This is a genomic window from Vibrio sp. T20 (assembly GCF_007858795.1).
Taxonomy (GTDB): Bacteria; Pseudomonadota; Gammaproteobacteria; order Enterobacterales; family Vibrionaceae; genus Vibrio; species Vibrio satsumensis.
This window is the reverse complement of the sequence record NZ_VFEB01000045.1, coordinates 95,158-114,552: the sequence shown is the minus strand read 5'-3', so window position 1 is coordinate 114,552 and position 19,395 is coordinate 95,158. Positions and strand designations below refer to the sequence as shown.

Annotated in this window: 17 protein-coding genes; 8 read left to right on the top strand and 9 right to left on the bottom strand. The window is 45.3% G+C overall.

The genetic code is table 11. The features are described from left to right. Window positions 1-484: 484 nt before the first annotated feature. Window positions 485-1,414, bottom strand: coding sequence for an agmatinase (gene speB / locus FTW16_RS02385; protein WP_146489907.1), 930 nt, complete (start codon window positions 1,412-1,414; stop codon window positions 485-487). Then, the gene (speA, locus tag FTW16_RS02380) at window positions 1,414-3,321 is read right to left on the bottom strand and encodes an arginine decarboxylase (protein ID WP_105057850.1); all 1,908 of its coding nucleotides are present in this window, start codon (window positions 3,319-3,321) and stop codon (window positions 1,414-1,416) included. Before speA ends, speB begins: the two co-directional genes overlap by 1 nt. Before the next feature lie 561 nt (window positions 3,322-3,882). On the opposite strand from speA, the gene FTW16_RS02375 reads away from it, so the two are divergent. The 3 genes from FTW16_RS02375 to FTW16_RS02365 all read left to right on the top strand — a co-directional run bounded on the left by FTW16_RS02375 (window position 3,883) and on the right by FTW16_RS02365 (window position 7,275). Then, complete coding sequence (locus tag FTW16_RS02375) at window positions 3,883-5,319, top strand: coniferyl aldehyde dehydrogenase (RefSeq protein ID WP_146489906.1); 1,437 nt, start codon at window positions 3,883-3,885, stop codon at window positions 5,317-5,319. Further along, window positions 5,316-5,894: a TetR/AcrR family transcriptional regulator gene (locus FTW16_RS02370; RefSeq protein ID WP_146489905.1), complete on the top strand. Its 579-nt coding sequence runs from the start codon at window positions 5,316-5,318 to the stop codon at window positions 5,892-5,894. Before FTW16_RS02375 ends, FTW16_RS02370 begins: the two co-directional genes overlap by 4 nt. Before the next feature lie 142 nt (window positions 5,895-6,036). Beyond that, window positions 6,037-7,275, top strand: coding sequence for a leucine-rich repeat-containing protein kinase family protein (locus tag FTW16_RS02365; protein ID WP_146489904.1), 1,239 nt, complete (start codon window positions 6,037-6,039; stop codon window positions 7,273-7,275). Window positions 7,276-7,407: 132 nt separating this feature from the next. On the opposite strand, the gene FTW16_RS02360 is transcribed toward FTW16_RS02365, so the two are convergent. From FTW16_RS02360 to FTW16_RS02330, 7 genes are all read right to left on the bottom strand, one after another. Further along, window positions 7,408-7,857, bottom strand: a complete 450-nt coding sequence (locus tag FTW16_RS02360) for a hypothetical protein (protein ID WP_146489903.1) — start codon at window positions 7,855-7,857, stop codon at window positions 7,408-7,410. A 49-nt stretch (window positions 7,858-7,906) separates the two neighbouring features. Further along, window positions 7,907-8,221, bottom strand: a complete 315-nt coding sequence (gene yqfB / locus FTW16_RS02355; RefSeq protein ID WP_017055195.1) for a N(4)-acetylcytidine aminohydrolase — start codon at window positions 8,219-8,221, stop codon at window positions 7,907-7,909. Between the two features lie 168 nt (window positions 8,222-8,389). After that, a complete protein-coding gene (gene rplT, locus FTW16_RS02350) occupies window positions 8,390-8,743 on the bottom strand; it encodes a 50S ribosomal protein L20 (RefSeq protein WP_004733517.1) in 354 nt (117 codons plus the stop codon). A 42-nt stretch (window positions 8,744-8,785) separates the two neighbouring features. After that, window positions 8,786-8,980, bottom strand: a complete 195-nt coding sequence (gene rpmI, locus FTW16_RS02345) for a 50S ribosomal protein L35 (protein ID WP_004738430.1) — start codon at window positions 8,978-8,980, stop codon at window positions 8,786-8,788. A gap of 104 nt (window positions 8,981-9,084) precedes the next feature. Beyond that, window positions 9,085-9,636, bottom strand: coding sequence for a translation initiation factor IF-3 (gene infC / locus FTW16_RS02340; RefSeq protein ID WP_076654893.1), 552 nt, complete (start codon window positions 9,634-9,636; stop codon window positions 9,085-9,087). A 2-nt stretch (window positions 9,637-9,638) separates the two neighbouring features. Next, window positions 9,639-11,567 (bottom strand): threonine--tRNA ligase, encoded by a 1,929-nt coding sequence (gene thrS / locus FTW16_RS02335; RefSeq protein ID WP_016768282.1) that lies wholly within the window; start codon window positions 11,565-11,567, stop codon window positions 9,639-9,641. A 377-nt stretch (window positions 11,568-11,944) separates the two neighbouring features. Then, window positions 11,945-12,688 carry a sporulation protein gene (locus tag FTW16_RS02330; RefSeq protein WP_146489902.1) on the bottom strand — a complete coding sequence of 248 codons (744 nt, stop codon included), beginning with the start codon at window positions 12,686-12,688 and terminating at the stop codon, window positions 11,945-11,947. A 181-nt stretch (window positions 12,689-12,869) separates the two neighbouring features. Between FTW16_RS02330 and hutC the strand changes: the two genes are divergently transcribed. From hutC to hutH, 5 genes are all read left to right on the top strand, one after another. Next, on the top strand, window positions 12,870-13,583 hold the full coding sequence (hutC, locus tag FTW16_RS02325; RefSeq protein ID WP_102393422.1) for a histidine utilization repressor: 714 nt from the start codon (window positions 12,870-12,872) through the stop codon (window positions 13,581-13,583). Between the two features lie 113 nt (window positions 13,584-13,696). After that, window positions 13,697-14,947: an imidazolonepropionase gene (gene hutI, locus FTW16_RS02320; RefSeq protein ID WP_146489901.1), complete on the top strand. Its 1,251-nt coding sequence runs from the start codon at window positions 13,697-13,699 to the stop codon at window positions 14,945-14,947. Continuing rightward, window positions 14,934-15,983: a formimidoylglutamase gene (gene hutG / locus FTW16_RS02315; RefSeq protein ID WP_146489900.1), complete on the top strand. Its 1,050-nt coding sequence runs from the start codon at window positions 14,934-14,936 to the stop codon at window positions 15,981-15,983. The genes hutI and hutG overlap by 14 nt, the downstream gene beginning before the upstream one ends. 78 nt (window positions 15,984-16,061) lie before the next feature. After that, complete coding sequence (gene hutU / locus FTW16_RS02310; RefSeq protein WP_048615115.1) at window positions 16,062-17,756, top strand: urocanate hydratase; 1,695 nt, start codon at window positions 16,062-16,064, stop codon at window positions 17,754-17,756. A gap of 14 nt (window positions 17,757-17,770) precedes the next feature. Further along, complete coding sequence (gene hutH / locus FTW16_RS02305; RefSeq protein ID WP_048663594.1) at window positions 17,771-19,303, top strand: histidine ammonia-lyase; 1,533 nt, start codon at window positions 17,771-17,773, stop codon at window positions 19,301-19,303. The last annotated feature ends 92 nt before the right edge of the window (window positions 19,304-19,395 follow it).

Sequence of the window (19,395 nt, the reverse complement as noted above, 5' to 3'; positions counted from 1 at the left end):
CCTAGTCTTCCCCATAAAAAATGCCATGTCTGTGCGACGAGACGTCTTTTCACAAATCTAGGTATTGTGGCTGGGATTTGAAAACCTGAGTTAAAAGTTAGTAGGATGCTGATTTATATGCAAATAAATGCACAGTGTAATTGCACCTCTTCGTTTTATAAATATATACAGTAATAAGGTTGATAAATCATTAGCGAATATAGGGTATTAATAGAGGTGAGATATGCGTTAACAGCAAAGCAGAGGTAAGTCCCATATTTGAGACAACAGCCAGAGTAAAGATGATGTTTTTCTACCCAGAATCAATTAAACGACTTGCATAAGCAACACCTGATAGCGCATTAATTCATAACAGGGAGAAGCTGCTCATTTCCAACGATGAGTTACTCTATTTGTCCACCACCAAAAATAAAAAAGCCCACTAAGTTGAACCTTAGTGGGCTTTAAAATCAGTATGTAGCGTTACGCTGCTAACAATCAAACACTATGATTTAGCGAGGCGATTTGCAGTCCAAACGTAAAGTAGCTCGAGGGCAATCGTCGCACCAGCTAATGCCGTAATCTCACTTTGGTCGTACGCTGGAGACACTTCTACAACGTCCATACCAACCATATTGATACCCTGTAAACCGCGGATGATTTTCAGAACTTTATCTGAATTCAAACCGCCGCATACCGGTGTACCTGTACCCGGAGCAAAAGCAGGATCCAGACAATCGATATCAAACGTTAGGTAAACTGGCTTATCACCAACAATGCCTTTCACTTGAGCAATGATCTCGTCCACGCTCATGTCGTTCGCTTGCATCGCGTTAATTACGTTAAAGCCGTGACCTTCCTGCTTGTATTCTGTACGAATACCAATTTGCACTGAATGTTCAGGCGAAATTAAACCTTCGTTTGGCGCATGGTAGAACATAGTGCCGTGATCGTAACGACTGCCCTGACTGTAAGTGTCAGTGTGCGCGTCGAAGTGAATCAGAGCCATCTCACCGTACTTCTTGCCGTACGCTCTAAGCAAAGGCAGTGTAATGAAGTGATCGCCACCTAAACCTAACAAAGTTTTACCACTGTTTAGAATCGCATCAGCTGCTGCTTCCAAACGTTGAGTTAGGTCTTCTGCATCACCACAATCAAATACAAGGTCGCCAGCATCAATCACCGAGGTGTGTTCAAATACATTGAAGTCCCAAGGGAATTTTTTGCCTTCCCACGCCAAGTTAACTGACGCACGACGAATCGCATCAGGGCCCATACGAGCACCCGGTCGACCAGACGTCGCCATATCTAACGGCGCACCTAGCACAACCACATCAGCATTATTGTCGATTGGGTTCTGCACCAATGGACGGCGCATAAACGTCATCGCATTGGAATACAGCGAGTAATCTGGTTTCGTAAATAGATCGTTCATTAAAAATCCTCAAGATAGGTATAACCCATCAAGCCTTGCTCTAACTCTTCAAGTACGCTTTGCTGCTCTTGAGCTGGTACTTTAGCCGTTACCAATTCTTTGTAGTTCTGACGAATTAGGTCCATATCAATGTGAACGTAACGCATCATGTCTTCTACTGTGTCGCCTTCGTTGATGTAGTCAATGTTCGCTTCTCCGCTCTCATCAACATTCACCACAACACTGTGCGTATCACCAAATAGGTTATGCATATCGCCCAAGATCTCTTGGTACGCCCCTACTAGGAAGAAGCCCATCAGGTATGGTTCATCTGGGTTCCACGCTGGTACTGGCAAGGTTGTTTCAATGCCTTGACCATCAACATACTGGTCAATCGTACCGTCAGAGTCACAAGTGATGTCCAACACCACAGCACGACGCTCATCCGCATTGTCTAAACCGCTCAGTGGTAATACAGGGAACACCTGATCAATACCCCAAGCGTCTGGCAATGACTGGAACAGTGAGAAGTTCACAAAGAACTTGTCCGCTAGTCGCTCGCTCAACTCATCCAAGATAGGACGGTGGTAACGGTTCTTAGTGCTCATACGAGTGCTTAGCTCGTAGTTGATACGCAAAGACATCTGCTCAGCCCAAGCACGGTGCTGAAGGTTCAGCATACCGGTCGCAAATTGGTTGTGTGCTTCGGCAATATCACTCTGCGTGTCGTTGTAGATCTCAATCAACGCACGGTCATCGTTACCAGCATCGAGCTCTAAGAAGTTCTTCCACATGTTGTTAAGCAACAGTGGTGCGTCTGCTTCTGGCGCTGCCATATCTTCCGGTGAGTAGCTTTCAGTACCAATCACGTTGGTGATCAACACAGCATGGTGCGCAGTCAATGAGCGGCCAGACTCCGAAATAATTACAGGTTGTGGTTGATTGTAGAGCTTACAAATATCCCCGACTGTCATCACGATATTACGAGCGTACTCAAGCAAGCCGTAGTTCATTGAGTTTGAAGATTGGCTGCGCGTGCCGTCGTAATCGACCGCCAAACCACCACCAACATCTAAGAACTTCAGTTGAGCGCCAATATCACGCAGTTCACAGTAGAAACGAGCCGCTTCACTTACACCATTTCTCACATCACGAATGTTCGCCATTTGCGAACCTAGGTGGAAGTGCACGAGTTCAAGAACATCCAGCTGGTCTTCTGCTTTCAAGCGTTCGATAACGGTAAGCACTTGTGATGCAGACAAGCCAAACTTCGACTTCTCACCACCACTTGCTTGCCATTTACCTGCACCTTGAGAAGCAAGACGGATACGTAAACCCAAACGAGGTTTCACACCAAGCGCTTTCGCTTCAGAAAGAACAAGATCAAGCTCAGACAATTTCTCTAGAACGATAAATACCTTGTGCCCTAACTTCTCGCCAATCAGCGCAAGACGGATGTATTCTCTGTCTTTGTAACCGTTACATACGATCACAGAGCTCGCTTTTTGAGCCAACGCCAATACCGCTAATAGCTCAGGCTTGCTGCCCGCCTCTAGGCCTAGCTGCTTCTGCTCTAATTGAGCTTGGCTCGCTAAGATCTCATCAACCACTTCTTTTTGCTGGTTAACTTTAATCGGATAAACAAGTAGGTAACGGTTGTCGTACTGATACTCTTCGATCGCTTGATTAAATGCGTTACAGATATTGTGCACACGCTGATGCACGATTTGAGGAAAACGCACAAGAGCAGGCAAACCAATATTTCTTTGCTCTAACTGTTTTACGATCTTACTTAGTGGGACTTGATGATCCGTTTCGCTCGGTGATACATACACTTCACCGTTATCATCAATGCCATAAAAACCTTGGCTCCAGTGCTTTACATTATACTCAGCACGGATGCGTTCCAAATTAACCGAATTTTCCAATTCTAGAGACCTCACACTATAGGGCCATCGACAGAAGATACCTCTTTGGAATAGCGAGGTATAACCCAACAAAAAGCGTTCAAAAACGATTTGTTGGCTGCATTAACCGATATTATTAAGAGCGAGTCCAACCATTGATATTTGTGGTTACGATTACGTTTTTTTATCGACAGATCGACTTAAAGTGACAGCTAAGGAATTACAAGGTTTTAGGGTAAAAAACAGGCTGAAGCGCATTAAATATAAAGCAATTTCTCACATAAAATTAGGGAGACAAAAAGTGTAGGAACCATAAGATTCTTAGTAAATTGAGTGAGGTTAAGTCAGGGTTGTGACAAATATAAGCACTTCCCAATCTGAACTTTCACTATCACTGCCATAGCGGGTGTCCCCTAATTCAATGCCGATTAATACTTCCTTCTTCCAACTAAAAATCGCTCACTTCAATGTTTTAACCGCTCAATTATTGAACTTTTCTTGCGCATATCTTGTATTCGGCTGGATATTCTTGTAATTTCAACCGACCAACCAATCGGTCAGCATTCAAATTTAGGGGATACTATGAGTCATAATCTAGACCTTGAACCAAACACGTCGAACACCAACGACATGGATCAACTGTTCAACCGACAAAAAGATCACTACCGCAATAATGTAAATCCGACACTAGGACAGAGAAGAGCCGATCTCGCAACGCTCAAGTCATTACTAATGCGTTATCAAGAAAAGTTGATTGAGGCAGTATCAGAAGATTATGGCCATCGAGCAAAGCACGACAGCTTAATCGCTGACATCACCCCTTCCCTACACCAAATCAATTACAGTGATAAAAACCTTAAGAAATGGTTGAAGCCTTCACGACGTAAAGCCGGTTTGATGCTAACACCAGCTAAGATTACTGTTCATTATCAGCCTGTGGGCGTGGTCGGTATTATTGTTCCTTGGAACTTCCCGGTGATGCTCTCTTTAGGTCCTCTGATCACAGCGTTGGCGGCAGGTAACACGGCAATGCTTAAGATGTCTGAGTTCACCCCTGCAACCAACCGTGTGTTAAAAGCGATGTTGGCAGAAGGGTTCAGTGAAAATCAGGTTGCGATTATCGAAGGCGAAGCGGATGTTTCCGCAGCATTTAGCCAGCTGCCGTTCGACCATATTCTATTCACTGGGTCGACGGCTGTAGGAAAGCACGTTATGAGAGCTGCAGCCGCGAACTTAACGCCAGTGACACTTGAGCTAGGTGGAAAATCTCCAACCATCATCGCTCCTGATTTCGATGTCGCTGACGCGGTTGAACGTATCTTGTTTGCCAAGAGCTTGAACGCAGGTCAAATCTGTGTCGCACCGGATTACATCTTGCTGCCACGAGAGAAAGTCGATGCATTTATCACGGCTTACAAGCGCTACTTCAAGAAGCTCTATAAAGCGGGAATTGAGAGCAAAGACTTAACCTCAGTGGTTAACATGCGCCAGTACAATCGATTAAAAAGTGTGGTTGACGATGCGAAATCAAAAGGTGCTGTGATACACACCGTCACCGAGCAGGCACAAGACGACGTGAACCATAGAATGACACCGCACCTTCTCACCGAAGTGAATGATGACATGGTGGCAATGCAAGAAGAGTTGTTTGGCCCTGTGCTTCCTGTCGTGCCTTATGATTCGATTGAAGAAGCGATAAGCTACATCACCACTAGAGAACGTCCACTTGCGCTGTACCTAATGAGTCACGATAAACAGACTCAAGACCGATTCTTATCAGACACACACTCAGGCGGTGTTTGTATTAACGACTCTCTAGTACATGTAGCAGCAGAAGACGCACCGTTTGGTGGTATTGGCCCTTCAGGCATGGGACACTACCACGGCATTGAAGGCTTCAAAACGTTTAGCCATGCGAAAACCGTGTTGACTCGAGGCAAGATCAACTTCACTAAGTTGATGCACCCTCCATACAACAACCCAATCAAAAAAATGATGTTCAAAGTACTGAATCGATGATTACAAAAAGGCAAAAAATCCTAGATGCTGCGCTCCTACTCTTCTCTCAACAAGGGTTAGAGGGCACATCTACTGGGCAGATAGCGAAGACCGCAGGTGTAGCAAAAGCGACGCTATTTCATCACTTTGAAAACAAATCTCTACTGATTGATGAACTGTTTCGTGAACTGAAAGTAGAGCTATTTTCTACTCTTGACCAGCACGCAGAAGTCGCTGAACAAAACCGCTATCAAGCCTTTAAATTCATGTGGATGACAGGGATTGAGTGGGCATTAGAAAACCCAGTCGCCATGAAGTTCTTCACCAATGTTCATTTTGACCCAACGACTCAAACTCGTGAAGTCATCGTGTCGCAGATGTTCGCATCACTCGATGACATCGTACTGAAAGGACAAGAGGCTGGTGAGTTAATGGTGTTAGACATTAATCTTGTTAGACACTTCATTCACAGCCATTTTTTGATTTGTGCAAACTGGCTAATCGAACAGGACGAGTTATCGCAAGAGCAATCAGCCAAGTACATCAATGATAGCTTTGATATGTGTTGGCGTGCCATTGGTGGTCAAGCGCAGTAACTCCCAAAGTGCTACAGCTCGATAAAGCAGACAGGCACCTAAACAGTTAGATTAGTTAGGCGAGTATTGTTGCGGATACTCGCCTTTCTCGATTGAGACAAGTAAACTACGCGCCTCGAACATCTATTCATAAGGCTAAGGTTTGCATACTCTAGAACAATTAAAATCAGGGCAACTTAAAGGTATTAAGCGCTTAAAGCTATCAGAAGGTCTCACTGAGTTTCCATTAGAGCTCTTAGATCTCGCCGATTCACTAGAGATTCTCGATCTTTCGGGGAATCAGCTATCAGAGCTTCCACAAGAGTTAGTACAGCTTACTAACCTGCGTATTATCTTTGCGTCAAATAACCTATTTACGCACCTTCCTGATGTTCTTGGGTCACTTCCTAAACTTGAAATGATCGGTTTCAAGACCAACCAAATCAAAACCGTGAGTGAAGAGTCTCTGCCACCTCAATTACGCTGGTTGATCCTGACAGATAATGCAATCGAGGTTCTGCCTAACTCACTGGGTGAAAGAGCACGACTGCAAAAACTGGCACTCGCAGGCAACCAACTTCGTACTTTACCTGAGAGTATGGAAAAGCTATCCAACCTCGGACTGGTTCGATTGTCTGCAAACCAACTGACGGAATTCCCAGAGTTCCTTATTAAGCTTCCGAAACTGGCGTGGTTAGCGTTTGCGGGTAATCCGTTTTGCAAACACCCGAGCAGCTTAGATAGCGTGCCTGCGGTGAGCTCTCAAAGCTATTCGCTGAACCAAGTGCTTGGCCAAGGCGCATCAGGCGTGATATCTCATGCTAATTGGTCAAACAGTGATTTTGATTTCCCTCAGGAAGTGGCAGTTAAAGTATTCAAAGGCGAAGTAACAAGCGACGGCTACCCACATGATGAACTGGAAGCGTGTCTTCAAGCTGGTCACCATAGCAACCTAGTGAAGTCTATCGCTCAAGTGGACGAGCAAGATTACCTTGCGTTGGTAATGGAGCTTATCCCAAGCAACTATTACAACCTAGGCTTGCCACCGACACTCGAGACTTGCACCCGTGATACTTTCCCAGAAGATTTCGAACTTCCAATCGCGCAAATCGACAACATCGTTACTCAAATGATTGATGTATTTAATCACCTACACGACAACAAGGTGTGCCACGGTGATTTGTATACGCACAACACCCTAGTCAATGAGCAAGGCCAAATGATCTTTGGTGACTTTGGCGCTGCAACTATCTATGGCTACCTAACTGAAGAACAGCAACAAGGCATTCGTCGTATCGAAGCTCGCGCATTAAAGTACTTTATTGATGACTTGCTAACGGTTTGCGCGAAACAAGATGTTGGAAGTGAACTGCACTCTCGCCTAACAAACTTTGAAGCGTAAACGCCGCCGATAAACAGAACTTAAAGAATGCTAACGCTTAGTTAGCTTCGCCAGAAACAACAAAGCCAACATCACTGTTGGCTTTGTTGTTTCTGGGAATATTGCTCACTTTAGTAAGCTCGATGAAAGGAGTTAACACTCAGCTTGCACTAGCTTCAGATACGAATGCAGGTCGCCGTTCTTATGTTCCACCGCTGAATGGATATTAAGATCTGCCCTAGCAACAACCGCAAATTGATATCGGTTATCGCCCTTAGTAATCTCAACGTGCAATAAGCCGTCTTTTAACTGCCATTGCCCTACCGTTTTAAAGCGGTCAAACAAACGGTACTCCGTTAGAGTGCCATCCGCTTTAAAATGCACTTCAGTAATGTAACCACCCGGGCAGCTTTTTACCCAAACACGGTTTTCAATATCACTGATAACAAAGTCGCGCTTGGTTGCACGCCAAACTAAAAACGCTTCGCTGTCGTAAAGATCGATGTCGAGATCGGTACGAGGAATTAACGGCTGGTCAGTTTGCTCACGACAATAAAGTTGAAGCAAGATTTGCTGCTTAGTGTCGCTCGAGAGCTCAGTCATAATCCCTCCTATCTATCCAAGAACTTTACTAAACGTGCGTTGTTAGCGATTAAACCAGCTCGTAAGAGACAACGTAAAGCTGAGAAATACCTGGGTAGATATCTTGAATCACATCTTTCAGAACTTGCAGCGTCATGTTCTCTTGTTGTGCATGAAACTCACCCAGTTCATCGAACAGGATTGGTTCTACGCTGATGATCTTAAGATTACAGAACACGCGACCTTCTTCTAACGTTGATACTTCAACAACGCTACCGGGTTGGTAATCGCGTTCAGATTCATCACGAATGGTAATGGTCTTTTTGCCAGAAAGGATGTCAGCTTCAAAACGTCCAAAGAACGTCATAGTAGTTGGTGCGGTCATTTATATCGGTCGCTTAACATTTAAAGGTTAGGTAGATGTTTATATACCAGAATGCCAGATCAAGCGAATAAAAATTAGATGCGAGAGAATATGGCAGAGCCAAATAGCAGGCAATAAAAAAGGAGAACCGAAGTTCTCCTTTTCTTAAACCTTTAAGCTAACTCTAAATTATAGAGATGCTTTCGCTTTTTCAACTAGAACAGCAAATGCTGCTTTGTCGAATACTGCGATGTCAGCAAGAATCTTACGGTCGATCTCGATAGATGCTTTCTTAAGGCCATTGATGAAACGGCTGTAAGATAGACCATTTTGACGAGATGCCGCGTTGATACGTGCAATCCAAAGTTGACGGAATTGACGTTTCTTGTTGCGACGGTCACGGTAAGCGTATTGACCAGCTTTGGTAACTGCTTGGAAAGCTACGCGGTAAACACGTGAACGTGCTCCGTAGTAACCTTTAGCTTGTTTTAGAACTTTCTTATGACGTGCACGAGCTTGTACACCACGTTTTACGCGAGGCATTATGCTTCTCCTAAACTAAACGAATTTATAAACTAAAAAGAATTAAGCGTATGGCATCATACGTAGAACTTGAGCAACTTCACATTTAGGAAGGATCGAGTTCGGACGTAGCTGACGCTTGTTCTTAGTAGTACGCTTAGTCAGGATGTGACGTTTACCAGCGTGCTTAAACTTAATACCACCAGCAGTTTTCTGGAAACGCTTAGCAGCACCTTTGTTGGTTTTCATCTTAGGCATGATGAATAACTCCGCATTGTTGAGTTGTTAATAACATAGTAATTAGGGCGAATAAAACCCCGCAACCTGAGGCTGCAGGGTTTAATTACTTGCAAAGCCGTTAATTACTTCTTTTTAGGGGCCAACACCATGATCATCTGGCGACCTTCAATTCTCGTTGGGAAAGATTCGACTACTGCAAATTCTTCAGTATCCGCTTTCAAACGATTAAGAACGTCAACACCGATTTCTTGGTGAGCCATTTCGCGGCCACGGAAGCGAATTGTTACCTTCACTTTGTTGCCGTCTTCTAGGAAACCAGTCAGGTTGCGTAGTTTTACCTGATAGTCTCCAATATCAGTTCCAGGTCGGAATTTAATTTCCTTGATCTGAACCTGCTTTTGCTTCTTCTTCTGCTCTTTCGCAGCTTTGCTCTTCTCGAAGAGGAACTTACCGTAGTCCATCACACGACAAACTGGCGGCTCGGCGTTAGGGCTGATCTCTACAAGATCCATACCAGCTTCATTTGCAGCTTCCATCGCTTCAGCGATTGATACTACACCAACAGCTTCGCCGTCTGCGCCAGTTAGACGCACTTCACGAACGCCACGAATGTCACCGTTTAAACGGTGCTGGTTTTGTTTGGCCGGTTGTTGGCCACGTCTTCCGCCTTTAATAGCTATTCCTCCAGATTGAGCTTACGGCTTGAAACCTCGGCTTGGATGTATGAAATAAAGTCATCCACTTTAAATTTGCCAAGGTCCTTACCTTTACGTGTACGTACTGCAATTTCGCCGGCTTCCATTTCTTGGTCACCACACACAAGCATGAACGGTACACGTTTCAAAGTATGTTCGCGGATTTTAAAGCCAATCTTCTCATTTCTCAAGTCTGCTTTGACTCTAAATCCACTTTTTTGCAGTTTTTTCGTAATTTCTTGTACATATTCAGACTGTTTGTCTGTAATGCCCATTACAACTGCTTGTTCTGGCGCCAACCACGTTGGGAAGAAGCCAGCGTATTCTTCAATAAGAATACCGATGAAGCGTTCTAGTGAACCTAAAATCGCGCGGTGGATCATAACTGGCGTGTGACGCTCGTTATCTTCACCTACGTAAGTCGCACCTAAACGTTCTGGTAATGCAAAATCGAGCTGCACTGTACCACATTGCCAAGCGCGGTCCAAACAATCATGCAAAGTAAATTCAATCTTAGGTCCGTAGAACGCACCCTCGCCTTCTTGAATCTCGTATGCAATGTCCATTGCCTCTAGCGCTTGCTTAAGGTCAGCCTCTGCACGGTCCCACATTTCGTCTGAACCTACACGCTGTTCTGGACGAGTAGATAGCTTAACAACGATGCTTTCGAAGCCGAAAGTTGTGTAAGTATCGTAAACCATTTCAATACAAGCTTTAACTTCTTGTTGAACTTGGTCTTCAGTACAGAATACGTGAGCATCATCTTGAGTGAAGCCACGAACACGCATAATACCGTGAAGTGCGCCAGACGGCTCGTTACGGTGACATGAGCCGAACTCAGCCATACGTAGCGGTAGATCACGGTAAGATTTCAAACCTTGGTTGAAGATTTGAACGTGACCAGGACAGTTCATTGGCTTGATAGCGTATTCACGGTTCTCAGAAGAAGTTGTGAACATTGCTTCAGCGTACTTATCCCAGTGACCAGAGCGTTCCCAAAGAACACGGTCCATCATTAATGGGCCTTTAACTTCTTGGTAATCGTACTCAGTCAGCTTCTGACGAATAAATACTTCTAGCTCACGGAAGATAGTCCAACCGTTATGGTGCCAGAACACCATGCCTGGTGCTTCTTGCTGCATGTGGAATAGGTCAAGCGCTTTACCGATTTTACGGTGGTCACGTTTAGCCGCTTCTTCTAGGCGCACAAGGTGAGCTTTAAGCGCCTTCTTGTCGTGGAATGCAGTGCCGTAGATACGTTGAAGCATCTTGTTGTCACTGTTACCACGCCAGTATGCACCTGCTACGTTAAGTAGAGTGAAGTGCTGACAGAAGCTCATATTAGGCACGTGTGGACCACGACACATATCGATGTATTCTTCGTGATGGTACAGGCCTGGACGATCGTCTTTAGAAACGTTCTCGTCCAAGATTTCAATCTTGTAAGTTTCGCCGCGAGCTTCGAATGCGTCGCGCGCTTCCTGCCAGCTAACTTTCTTCTTAACAACCTGGTACTTGGTCTTCGCTAGCTCTTTCATGCGCTTTTCAATCTTTTCTAGATCTTCTTGCGTTAGAGAGTGCTCAAGGTCGATATCGTAGTAGAAGCCGTTATCGATAGTAGGACCGATCGCCATTTTCGCTTCTGGAAAAAGCTGCTTAACCGCGTGGCCTAAAAGGTGAGCACAAGAGTGACGAACGATCTCAAGGCCATCAACTTCATCTTTAGCTGTGATGATTTCTAGGCTTGCATCGTTTTCGATAAGATCACAAGCATCAACACGCTCGCCATCTACACGACCAGCAATGGTTGCTTTCGCAAGACCAGGACCGATTGATAGGGCAACATCTAGAGTTGATACAGGGTTGTCAAATTGACGCTGACTACCGTCAGGAAGAGTAATAATTGGCATTATTTGTCCTTTACAGTGGTGTTGCACACCAAGCAACACATGAAAATGTTTAATATATGTCTTTCAATCAACTAGTACGTTGATTGGGGATATATGCATAATAAATATACCCACATAGAAGCAAATACAGATGCCACATTTGTGAGTAGCCGAACATTGTAACGAAATAATATGAAATGACAATGTTAGTCCCGTAGCACCACAAAAACTATATGACTGAAATGTCTCTTCTATATAGATCCTTCTAACGCCTTACCCATAGCTCAATCATTAATTCATTGGCTTTATCTACAATACAAAAAAGCCGAACGTTTAAGTTCGGCTTTAGAAATCATATTGAACCTATTAATAGAGAAAGACTACTAACAGAGAGGCAACTACGCACTCATGATTCTTGAAACTGCATTGCGAATATCTGAATCAGCAGCATTAGCAGGTAAGCTAAATGAAATGTATTGGTCACCGCGGAAGCTCAGTGAGCGGTCAATTTCGGCTAAGCAGTGAACCATAGAACCATCTACTATGAATGACAGTTCAATCTCTTTGTTATTCATAAAGCCGCCGCTGCGAAACTCAATCTCTTGGTAACAGCCTGAGCGAGAAGCAAAGCTATTGCCTTTTAAGAAGCCCTTCTCTACGTCTGCCTTCACCATTGCCATGCCCGATGCTTCCACACCTTGGATGATTTTAGCGACTGTTGGCAGTGGGTGTACGGAGATAAAGTCACGGTCTTTAGGGTCAATCGCGAAGCCAATATCTAGGTTGGTTTCTACCCAAACATGGCACTGGTTCATTTTTGCGTTCAACGCAGTCACTGGCGTTTCATCATTTAGCTTAAGACGGAATGGCACCAACTTAGTTTCGCCGGGTTGAATCACGAACGGCTCTACGGCTTGAATACGGCCAAGTGAAAAGGTTTCGTAGCTGGTGCTGTCTTCTGTTTCCACTTTCACTTCTGTGTTGAGAACCAAGTTAATCAGGTCGATTTGTTGCTCAACGTCGCCACCAACAATGTGCACATTGCCAGACAACTCTCCACCTTGGAAAACGTCAATATTATCTAAGACAGTATCAACCTTTGCTGCACCAATGCCCAACGAGGCCTTCAATTTCTTAAACATATTATTTCCCTTTCTAATTATTTGATTTACGAATAGTTATTGCGTGACAATTTGCGACACTTGCCTCACAGAATCAAGCAATTTGCCCCATCTATGTTGAATAAGGTCACATTGCCCGAGGAAATGTTGAAATCATGAAAAAATCCGTTACTCTATTTGTATAGTCAAATAAGGTTTCATTATGTCGAAAGCGCCGCTCTACCTTCAGATAAAACAGTTCATAGACGACAAAATCACCAATGGTCACTGGCCGGTGGGTTATCAAATCACCACCGAACTCGAACTCACAGAGCAGTTCAATGTGAGTAGAATGACGGTCAACAAAGCCATTCGAGATCTTGTGTCTGAAGGCAAGCTAATCAGGAAACCAAGACTAGGTACTTTTGTTTGTGAACCAGACGAAAAAGCGCAATCTCCACTGCTTGATATCAACAACATCGCGCAAGAAATCAAAGACCGAGGCCAAACGTATACTAGCGAAGTTATCAAGCACGATAGCATCAAGGCTGATGAAAGCACGGCTACACGGTTAGGTGTGATGATTAACGCAGAGGTGTTCTATAGTGAAATCATACACTTTGCCGACAACACGCCGATACAACTGGAAGCGCGCTGGGTGAACTCTCAAGCCGCTCCAAAATACCTAGAGCAAGATTTTTCAACCTCTACACCCAACGAATACCTTTCAAAAAGCTGCCCGTTGAGTGCGATCGAACACACGGTTGAAGCTATTATTCCGGACTCTCAAATTAGAACGTCACTAAAGCTTTCTGAATCAGAGCCTTGCCTTCTTTTGAATAGAAGAACATGGAGTAAAGAACGTCTCATCAGCTTTGCATTACTCTACCATCCTGGCTCTAAGTACAAATTAAGCTCCAAGATACTTCTAGATTAAAGAACATCATCCTGATCGCCGATCACATTTTTGCAACATCAACTTGATTCGGTTCAGCGTTTAGCCTATTTATTTGTATATACATTTAATGTTTAGCAAAGATCTAGGTGATTATGAATTTGATCCTCAAAAACGCACGAGTGGTCTCCATGAGTTCGGGAGCCGATGGTTATCAGCCCTCTTCCCCTCAAGATATCGTTATCGAAAACGGTAAGATCGTGTCCATCTCTTGTTCAAACCACGAGGCCCTTGCTTCTGAGTTAGAGCAACCGAGCATTGATGGTTCTTTGGATTACGTCACCTATGACTGCAAGAACAAGCTAGTAACACCAGGGTTAATTGATTGCCACACTCATCTCGTATTTGCAGGTAATCGCGCCAACGAATTTGAACAGCGTTTGAATGGTGTCTCTTACACGGACATCGCCAAACAAGGCGGTGGGATTCTAGCAACAGTCACGGCAACACGCGCAGCACAAGAATCCGAACTGGTTGAAATGGCTTTGCCGAGACTCGATGGCCTGCTAAGAAGTGGCGTAACCAGCATCGAAGTAAAATCTGGCTATGGTTTAACGCTTGATGATGAACTCAAGATGTTACGCGCGGCTAAAGCGTTAGAAAATCATCGTCGTATTAAGATCACCACTACTCTCCTCGCTGCCCATGCTGTACCACCAGAGTATAAAGAGCAGCCCGATCGTTACATTGATCTGGTTTGCCAAGAGATTATCCCTAAAGCTGCAGAGCAAGGTTTAGCTGATGCAGTTGACGTGTTTTGCGAATCTATCGGCTTCAACCTAGAACAAACCGAACGCGTATTTGCAGCGGCCAAAGAACATGGGCTCGCAATTAAAGGCCACACAGAACAGCTTTCTAATATGGGTGGTAGTGCGCTTGCAGCTAAATACGGTGCTCTCTCTGTTGATCATGTTGAATACCTTGATGAAACCGGAGTAAAAGCGCTGGCGGAATCAGGCACAGTTGCAACCTTATTACCCGGTGCTTTCTATTTCCTAAAAGAGACTCAACAGCCACCTATTGCCCTACTTCGCGAACACAACATTCCAATGGCGATAGCGACCGACTTAAACCCCGGTACTTCTCCTTTTGCTGACCTAACGTTAATGATGAACATGAGCTGCACCCTGTTTGGCACAACGCCTGAAGAAGCACTGCGTGGCGTGACGTGTAATGCTGCGGCTGCCATTAGCGACTCACAAACCAAAGGCAAAGTCGAAGTGGGTTATGCCGCTGATTTAGCTATCTGGAATATCGACCACCCTGCCGATCTAAGCTATCAAGTAGGTGTACCTCATCTGCACAAACGCATTGTTAATGGCGAGGTGTGTCATGACTCAATCTAAGTCCAACGGCATTCAAGAGAGCGTAAAAACCATACATAACTTTGTGTGGACTGGGCGTAATGATCTTGAAGATGGCGCACTCGGCACTCGCGTTCATCACATTACCAAGCAAGTGCAAAGTAGTGATTTAAGTGACGATCTGACTGACAGCGCTATCGCCTTGGTGGGCTTTGCCAGCGATGCCGGTGTCGCAAGAAATAAAGGGCGCGTGGGCGCGAAACAAGCACCCAACCTGATTCGTCAAGCGTTGGCTAATATGGCTTGGCACAGTGACGCACACATCGCGGATCTCGGTGATATCGAGTGTAATGATGGTCAGCTCGAAGTTAGCCAAAAACAGTGTGCTTCTGTGATTGCCAATGTTCTATCCACTAACAAAGTGATTACCCTTGGCGGCGGTCACGAAGTGGCTTGGGCATCGTTCCAAGGCCTCGCTGAGCATCTACATAAAAAAGCTGAACACCTTGATAAAATTCAACCAGAGCGCAAACCTAAGATAGGCATCGTTAACTTTGATGCTCACTTTGATCTTCGTGAATTTGAAAGCGACATCGCTGACGTCAAACCAAGCTCAGGCACACCGTTTAACCAAATAAGTGACTACTGCCAAACGTATCAATGGCCGTTTCATTACGCTTGTCTTGGTGTGAGTGCAGCTAGCAATACCAAAGCGCTGTTTAACAAAGCCGACCAACTGGGCGTTTGGTATGAACACGACCGCAACATGACCCAAGTAAACCAAGCCGCTCAACTGGTTAAGTTGCAAAAATTCATCGCTGACTGTGATTACCTCTATCTCACCATTGATCTCGATGTCTTCCCTGCGGCGACTGCACCGGGTGTAAGTGCACCAGCAGCAAGAGGCGTGAACTATGAAGCACTCGCTCCTTTTCTAGAACAGATTTTCAAACACAGTGAAAAACTCATTATCGCGGACATTGCGGAATATAACCCAGACTACGACGTCGATGGCCAAACGGCTCGATTGGCGGCTCGTTTGTGTTGGGATATTGCCAGTACAATGGCAGGCGACTAATCCAGCTATACCGATAACTACAACTACAACTACAACTACAACTACAACGATATAACGTGAAACAGAAGGAATTCCAAAATGACGGAACACCACAACAGTGACCCTCGTCTCGACACGACTCGCGAAATTCGCGCACCTCATGGCACCACTTTGCGCGCTAAATCTTGGTTAACAGAAGCACCGCTGCGTATGCTGATGAACAACCTAGACCCAGATGTGGCAGAACACCCACATGCACTGGTTGTGTATGGCGGTATTGGTCGCGCTGCGCGTGATTGGAAATGTTATGACAAGATTGTTGAAGTATTAGAACGTTTAGAAGACGATCAAACGTTACTTGTTCAATCAGGTAAACCTGTAGGCGTGTTCCCGACTCATAAAAACGCACCTCGCGTACTGATCGCTAACTCGAACCTTGTTCCACACTGGGCAAACTGGGAACACTTCAACGAGCTCGATAAAGAAGGCTTGATGATGTACGGCCAAATGACCGCAGGTAGCTGGATTTACATTGGCTCACAAGGCATCGTTCAAGGTACTTACGAAACCTTTGTCGCGATTGCGAAGAAACACTTCCAAGGTGAAGCGAATGGCAAATGGGTACTCACAGGTGGCCTTGGCGGCATGGGCGGCGCTCAGCCTCTTGCTGCAACTATGGCTGGCTTCTCAATGATCGCGGTTGAATGTGATGAATCACGAATCGACTACCGCTTACGTACTGGCTATGTAGACAAAAAAGCCACCAGTTTAGATGAAGCAATGGCAATGATTAAAGAGTCAGACACACCTATCTCTGTTGGTCTATTAGGTAACGCCGCAGACGTATTCCCAGAGTTAGTTGAACGTAACATCACGCCTGACGTAGTAACTGACCAAACATCTGCCCACGATCCTCTGAACGGTTACTTACCGCAAGGTTGGACAATGGAGAAAGCAGCGCAAGAGCGCACCATTGATGAAGCAAAAGTGGTGAAAGCCGCGAAACAATCGATGGCGATTCAAGTTCAAGCGATGCTCGACCTACAATACCGCGGCGCAGCAACCGTAGATTACGGCAACAACATTCGCCAAATGGCACTAGAAGAAGGCGTGGAAAACGCATTTGATTTCCCAGGCTTCGTTCCTGCTTATATTCGACCTTTATTCTGCGAAGGTATTGGTCCTTTCCGTTGGGCTGCCCTATCTGGTGACCCGGAAGACATCTACAAAACAGACCAAAAAGTAAAAGAACTGATTCCAGACAACCCGCATCTACATAACTGGCTAGATATGGCGCGTGAACGCATTCAGTTCCAAGGCCTACCAGCGCGTATTTGTTGGGTTGGATTGAAAGATCGTGAACGTTTAGGCCAAGCATTCAATGAAATGGTTAAAAATGGCGAACTAAAAGCACCAGTTGTTATCGGTCGTGACCACCTAGATTCAGGTTCAGTAGCGAGCCCGAACCGCGAAACTGAAGGCATGATGGATGGCTCAGATGCAGTGTCTGATTGGCCTCTATTGAATGCCCTTCTGAACACAGCTGGTGGCGCAACTTGGGTTTCTTTGCACCACGGTGGCGGCGTTGGTATGGGCTTCTCACAACACTCGGGTATGGTGATTTGTTGTGACGGCAGTGAAGATGCTTCGCAACGTATTGCTCGCGTACTTCACAATGATCCAGCAACCGGCGTGATGCGTCATGCAGATGCGGGTTACGATATTGCCAAGCAGTGTGCTAAAGAACAGAAGCTTGATTTACCTATGCTAAACGAAGAACTTCGTCGCCTTTAATACCTGGAGATAACATGTTGAATTTATTACTTAAGCCAGGACTTCTAGGCCTATCTGAACTTCGTAAAATCAGCCGTAGCCCTGTGAACCTGTCACTGGATCCTGCAGCTATCCCTGATATTGAAGCGAGCATGCACGTTGTCGAACAAGTGATTGCTGAAGATCGCACTGTATACGGCATCAACACAGGTTTTGGCTTACTAGCAAATACCAAAATCGCCCCTGAAGATCTCGAAGTTCTACAGAAAAGTATCGTACTTTCTCACGCAGCGGGCATTGGCAAATTTATGTCTGATGAAACCGTGCGTTTGATGATGGTATTGAAGATTAACAGCTTGTCTCGCGGTTACTCGGGTATCCGCCTCAAAGTGATTAATGCCCTTATTGATCTTGTAAACGCACAGGTTTACCCATGTGTACCACAGAAAGGCTCAGTAGGTGCATCTGGAGATCTTGCTCCCCTTGCCCACATGAGTACCGTTCTGCTAGGTGAAGGTCAAGCACGTCACAACGGCAAGATCATCACAGGTTTAGAAGCAATGCAGATCGCAGGCCTTGAGCCAATCACGTTAGCGCCGAAAGAAGGCTTAGCGCTGTTAAATGGCACACAAGCATCGACTGCATTCGCATTAGAAGGTCTGTTCGCAGCGGAAGACTTGTTTGCATCTGCAACAGTGTGTGGCGCGATGTCTGTTGAAGCAGCACTCGGTAGTCGCCGCCCATTTGACCCTCGTATTCACCGCGTTCGTGGTCATCGTGGCCAAATGGATGCAGCGCTTGCTTACCGCCATATGCTCGATCAAAAGAGTGAGATTGGTGAATCACACACTTGTTGTGAAAAGGTTCAAGATCCTTACTCACTGCGTTGTCAGCCTCAAGTGATGGGTGCCTGCTTACAGCAGATTCGTAACTCAGCTGAAATTTTAAATGTTGAAGCGAACTCGGTATCGGACAACCCGCTGGTTTTCGCTGATGATGGCGATATTATTTCAGGGGGTAACTTCCACGCAGAACCCGTCGCAATGGCAGCCGATAACCTTGCGTTGGCCATTGCCGAGATAGGTAGCCTGTCAGAACGAAGAATGGCATTGCTGATTGATAGTGCACTAAGCAAGCTACCACCTTTCTTGGTCGATAACGGCGGCGTGAACTCAGGTTTTATGATTGCTCAGGTTACCTCTGCAGCATTGGCGAGTGAGAACAAAACCTTAGCGCACCCTGCGTCAATAGACAGCCTACCTACTTCTGCAAACCAAGAAGACCACGTATCAATGGCCACCTTTGCCGCTCGTAGGCTTAGGTACATGGCTGAAAACACCCGTGGAATATTGGCAGTAGAATACTTAGCAGCAGCACAAGGACTCGATTTCCGAGCACCAAATCTATCGTCCCCTCGTGTCGAAGAAGCGAAACAGATTCTGCGTGAAAAAGTCAGCTTCTACGATAAAGACCGATATTTTGCTCCGGATATTGAACAAGCTAACCTATTACTCAAGTTATCAGTGCATAACCACCTAATGCCTGAGGGGACTCTGTGTAGCTTTTAAGGCAGAAACAATCTGAACAACGCTCATTAGAGTGTTATATAAACAAGGGCTATTGATTAGCCCTTGTTGCATTGAGCTAATCACCATATCCT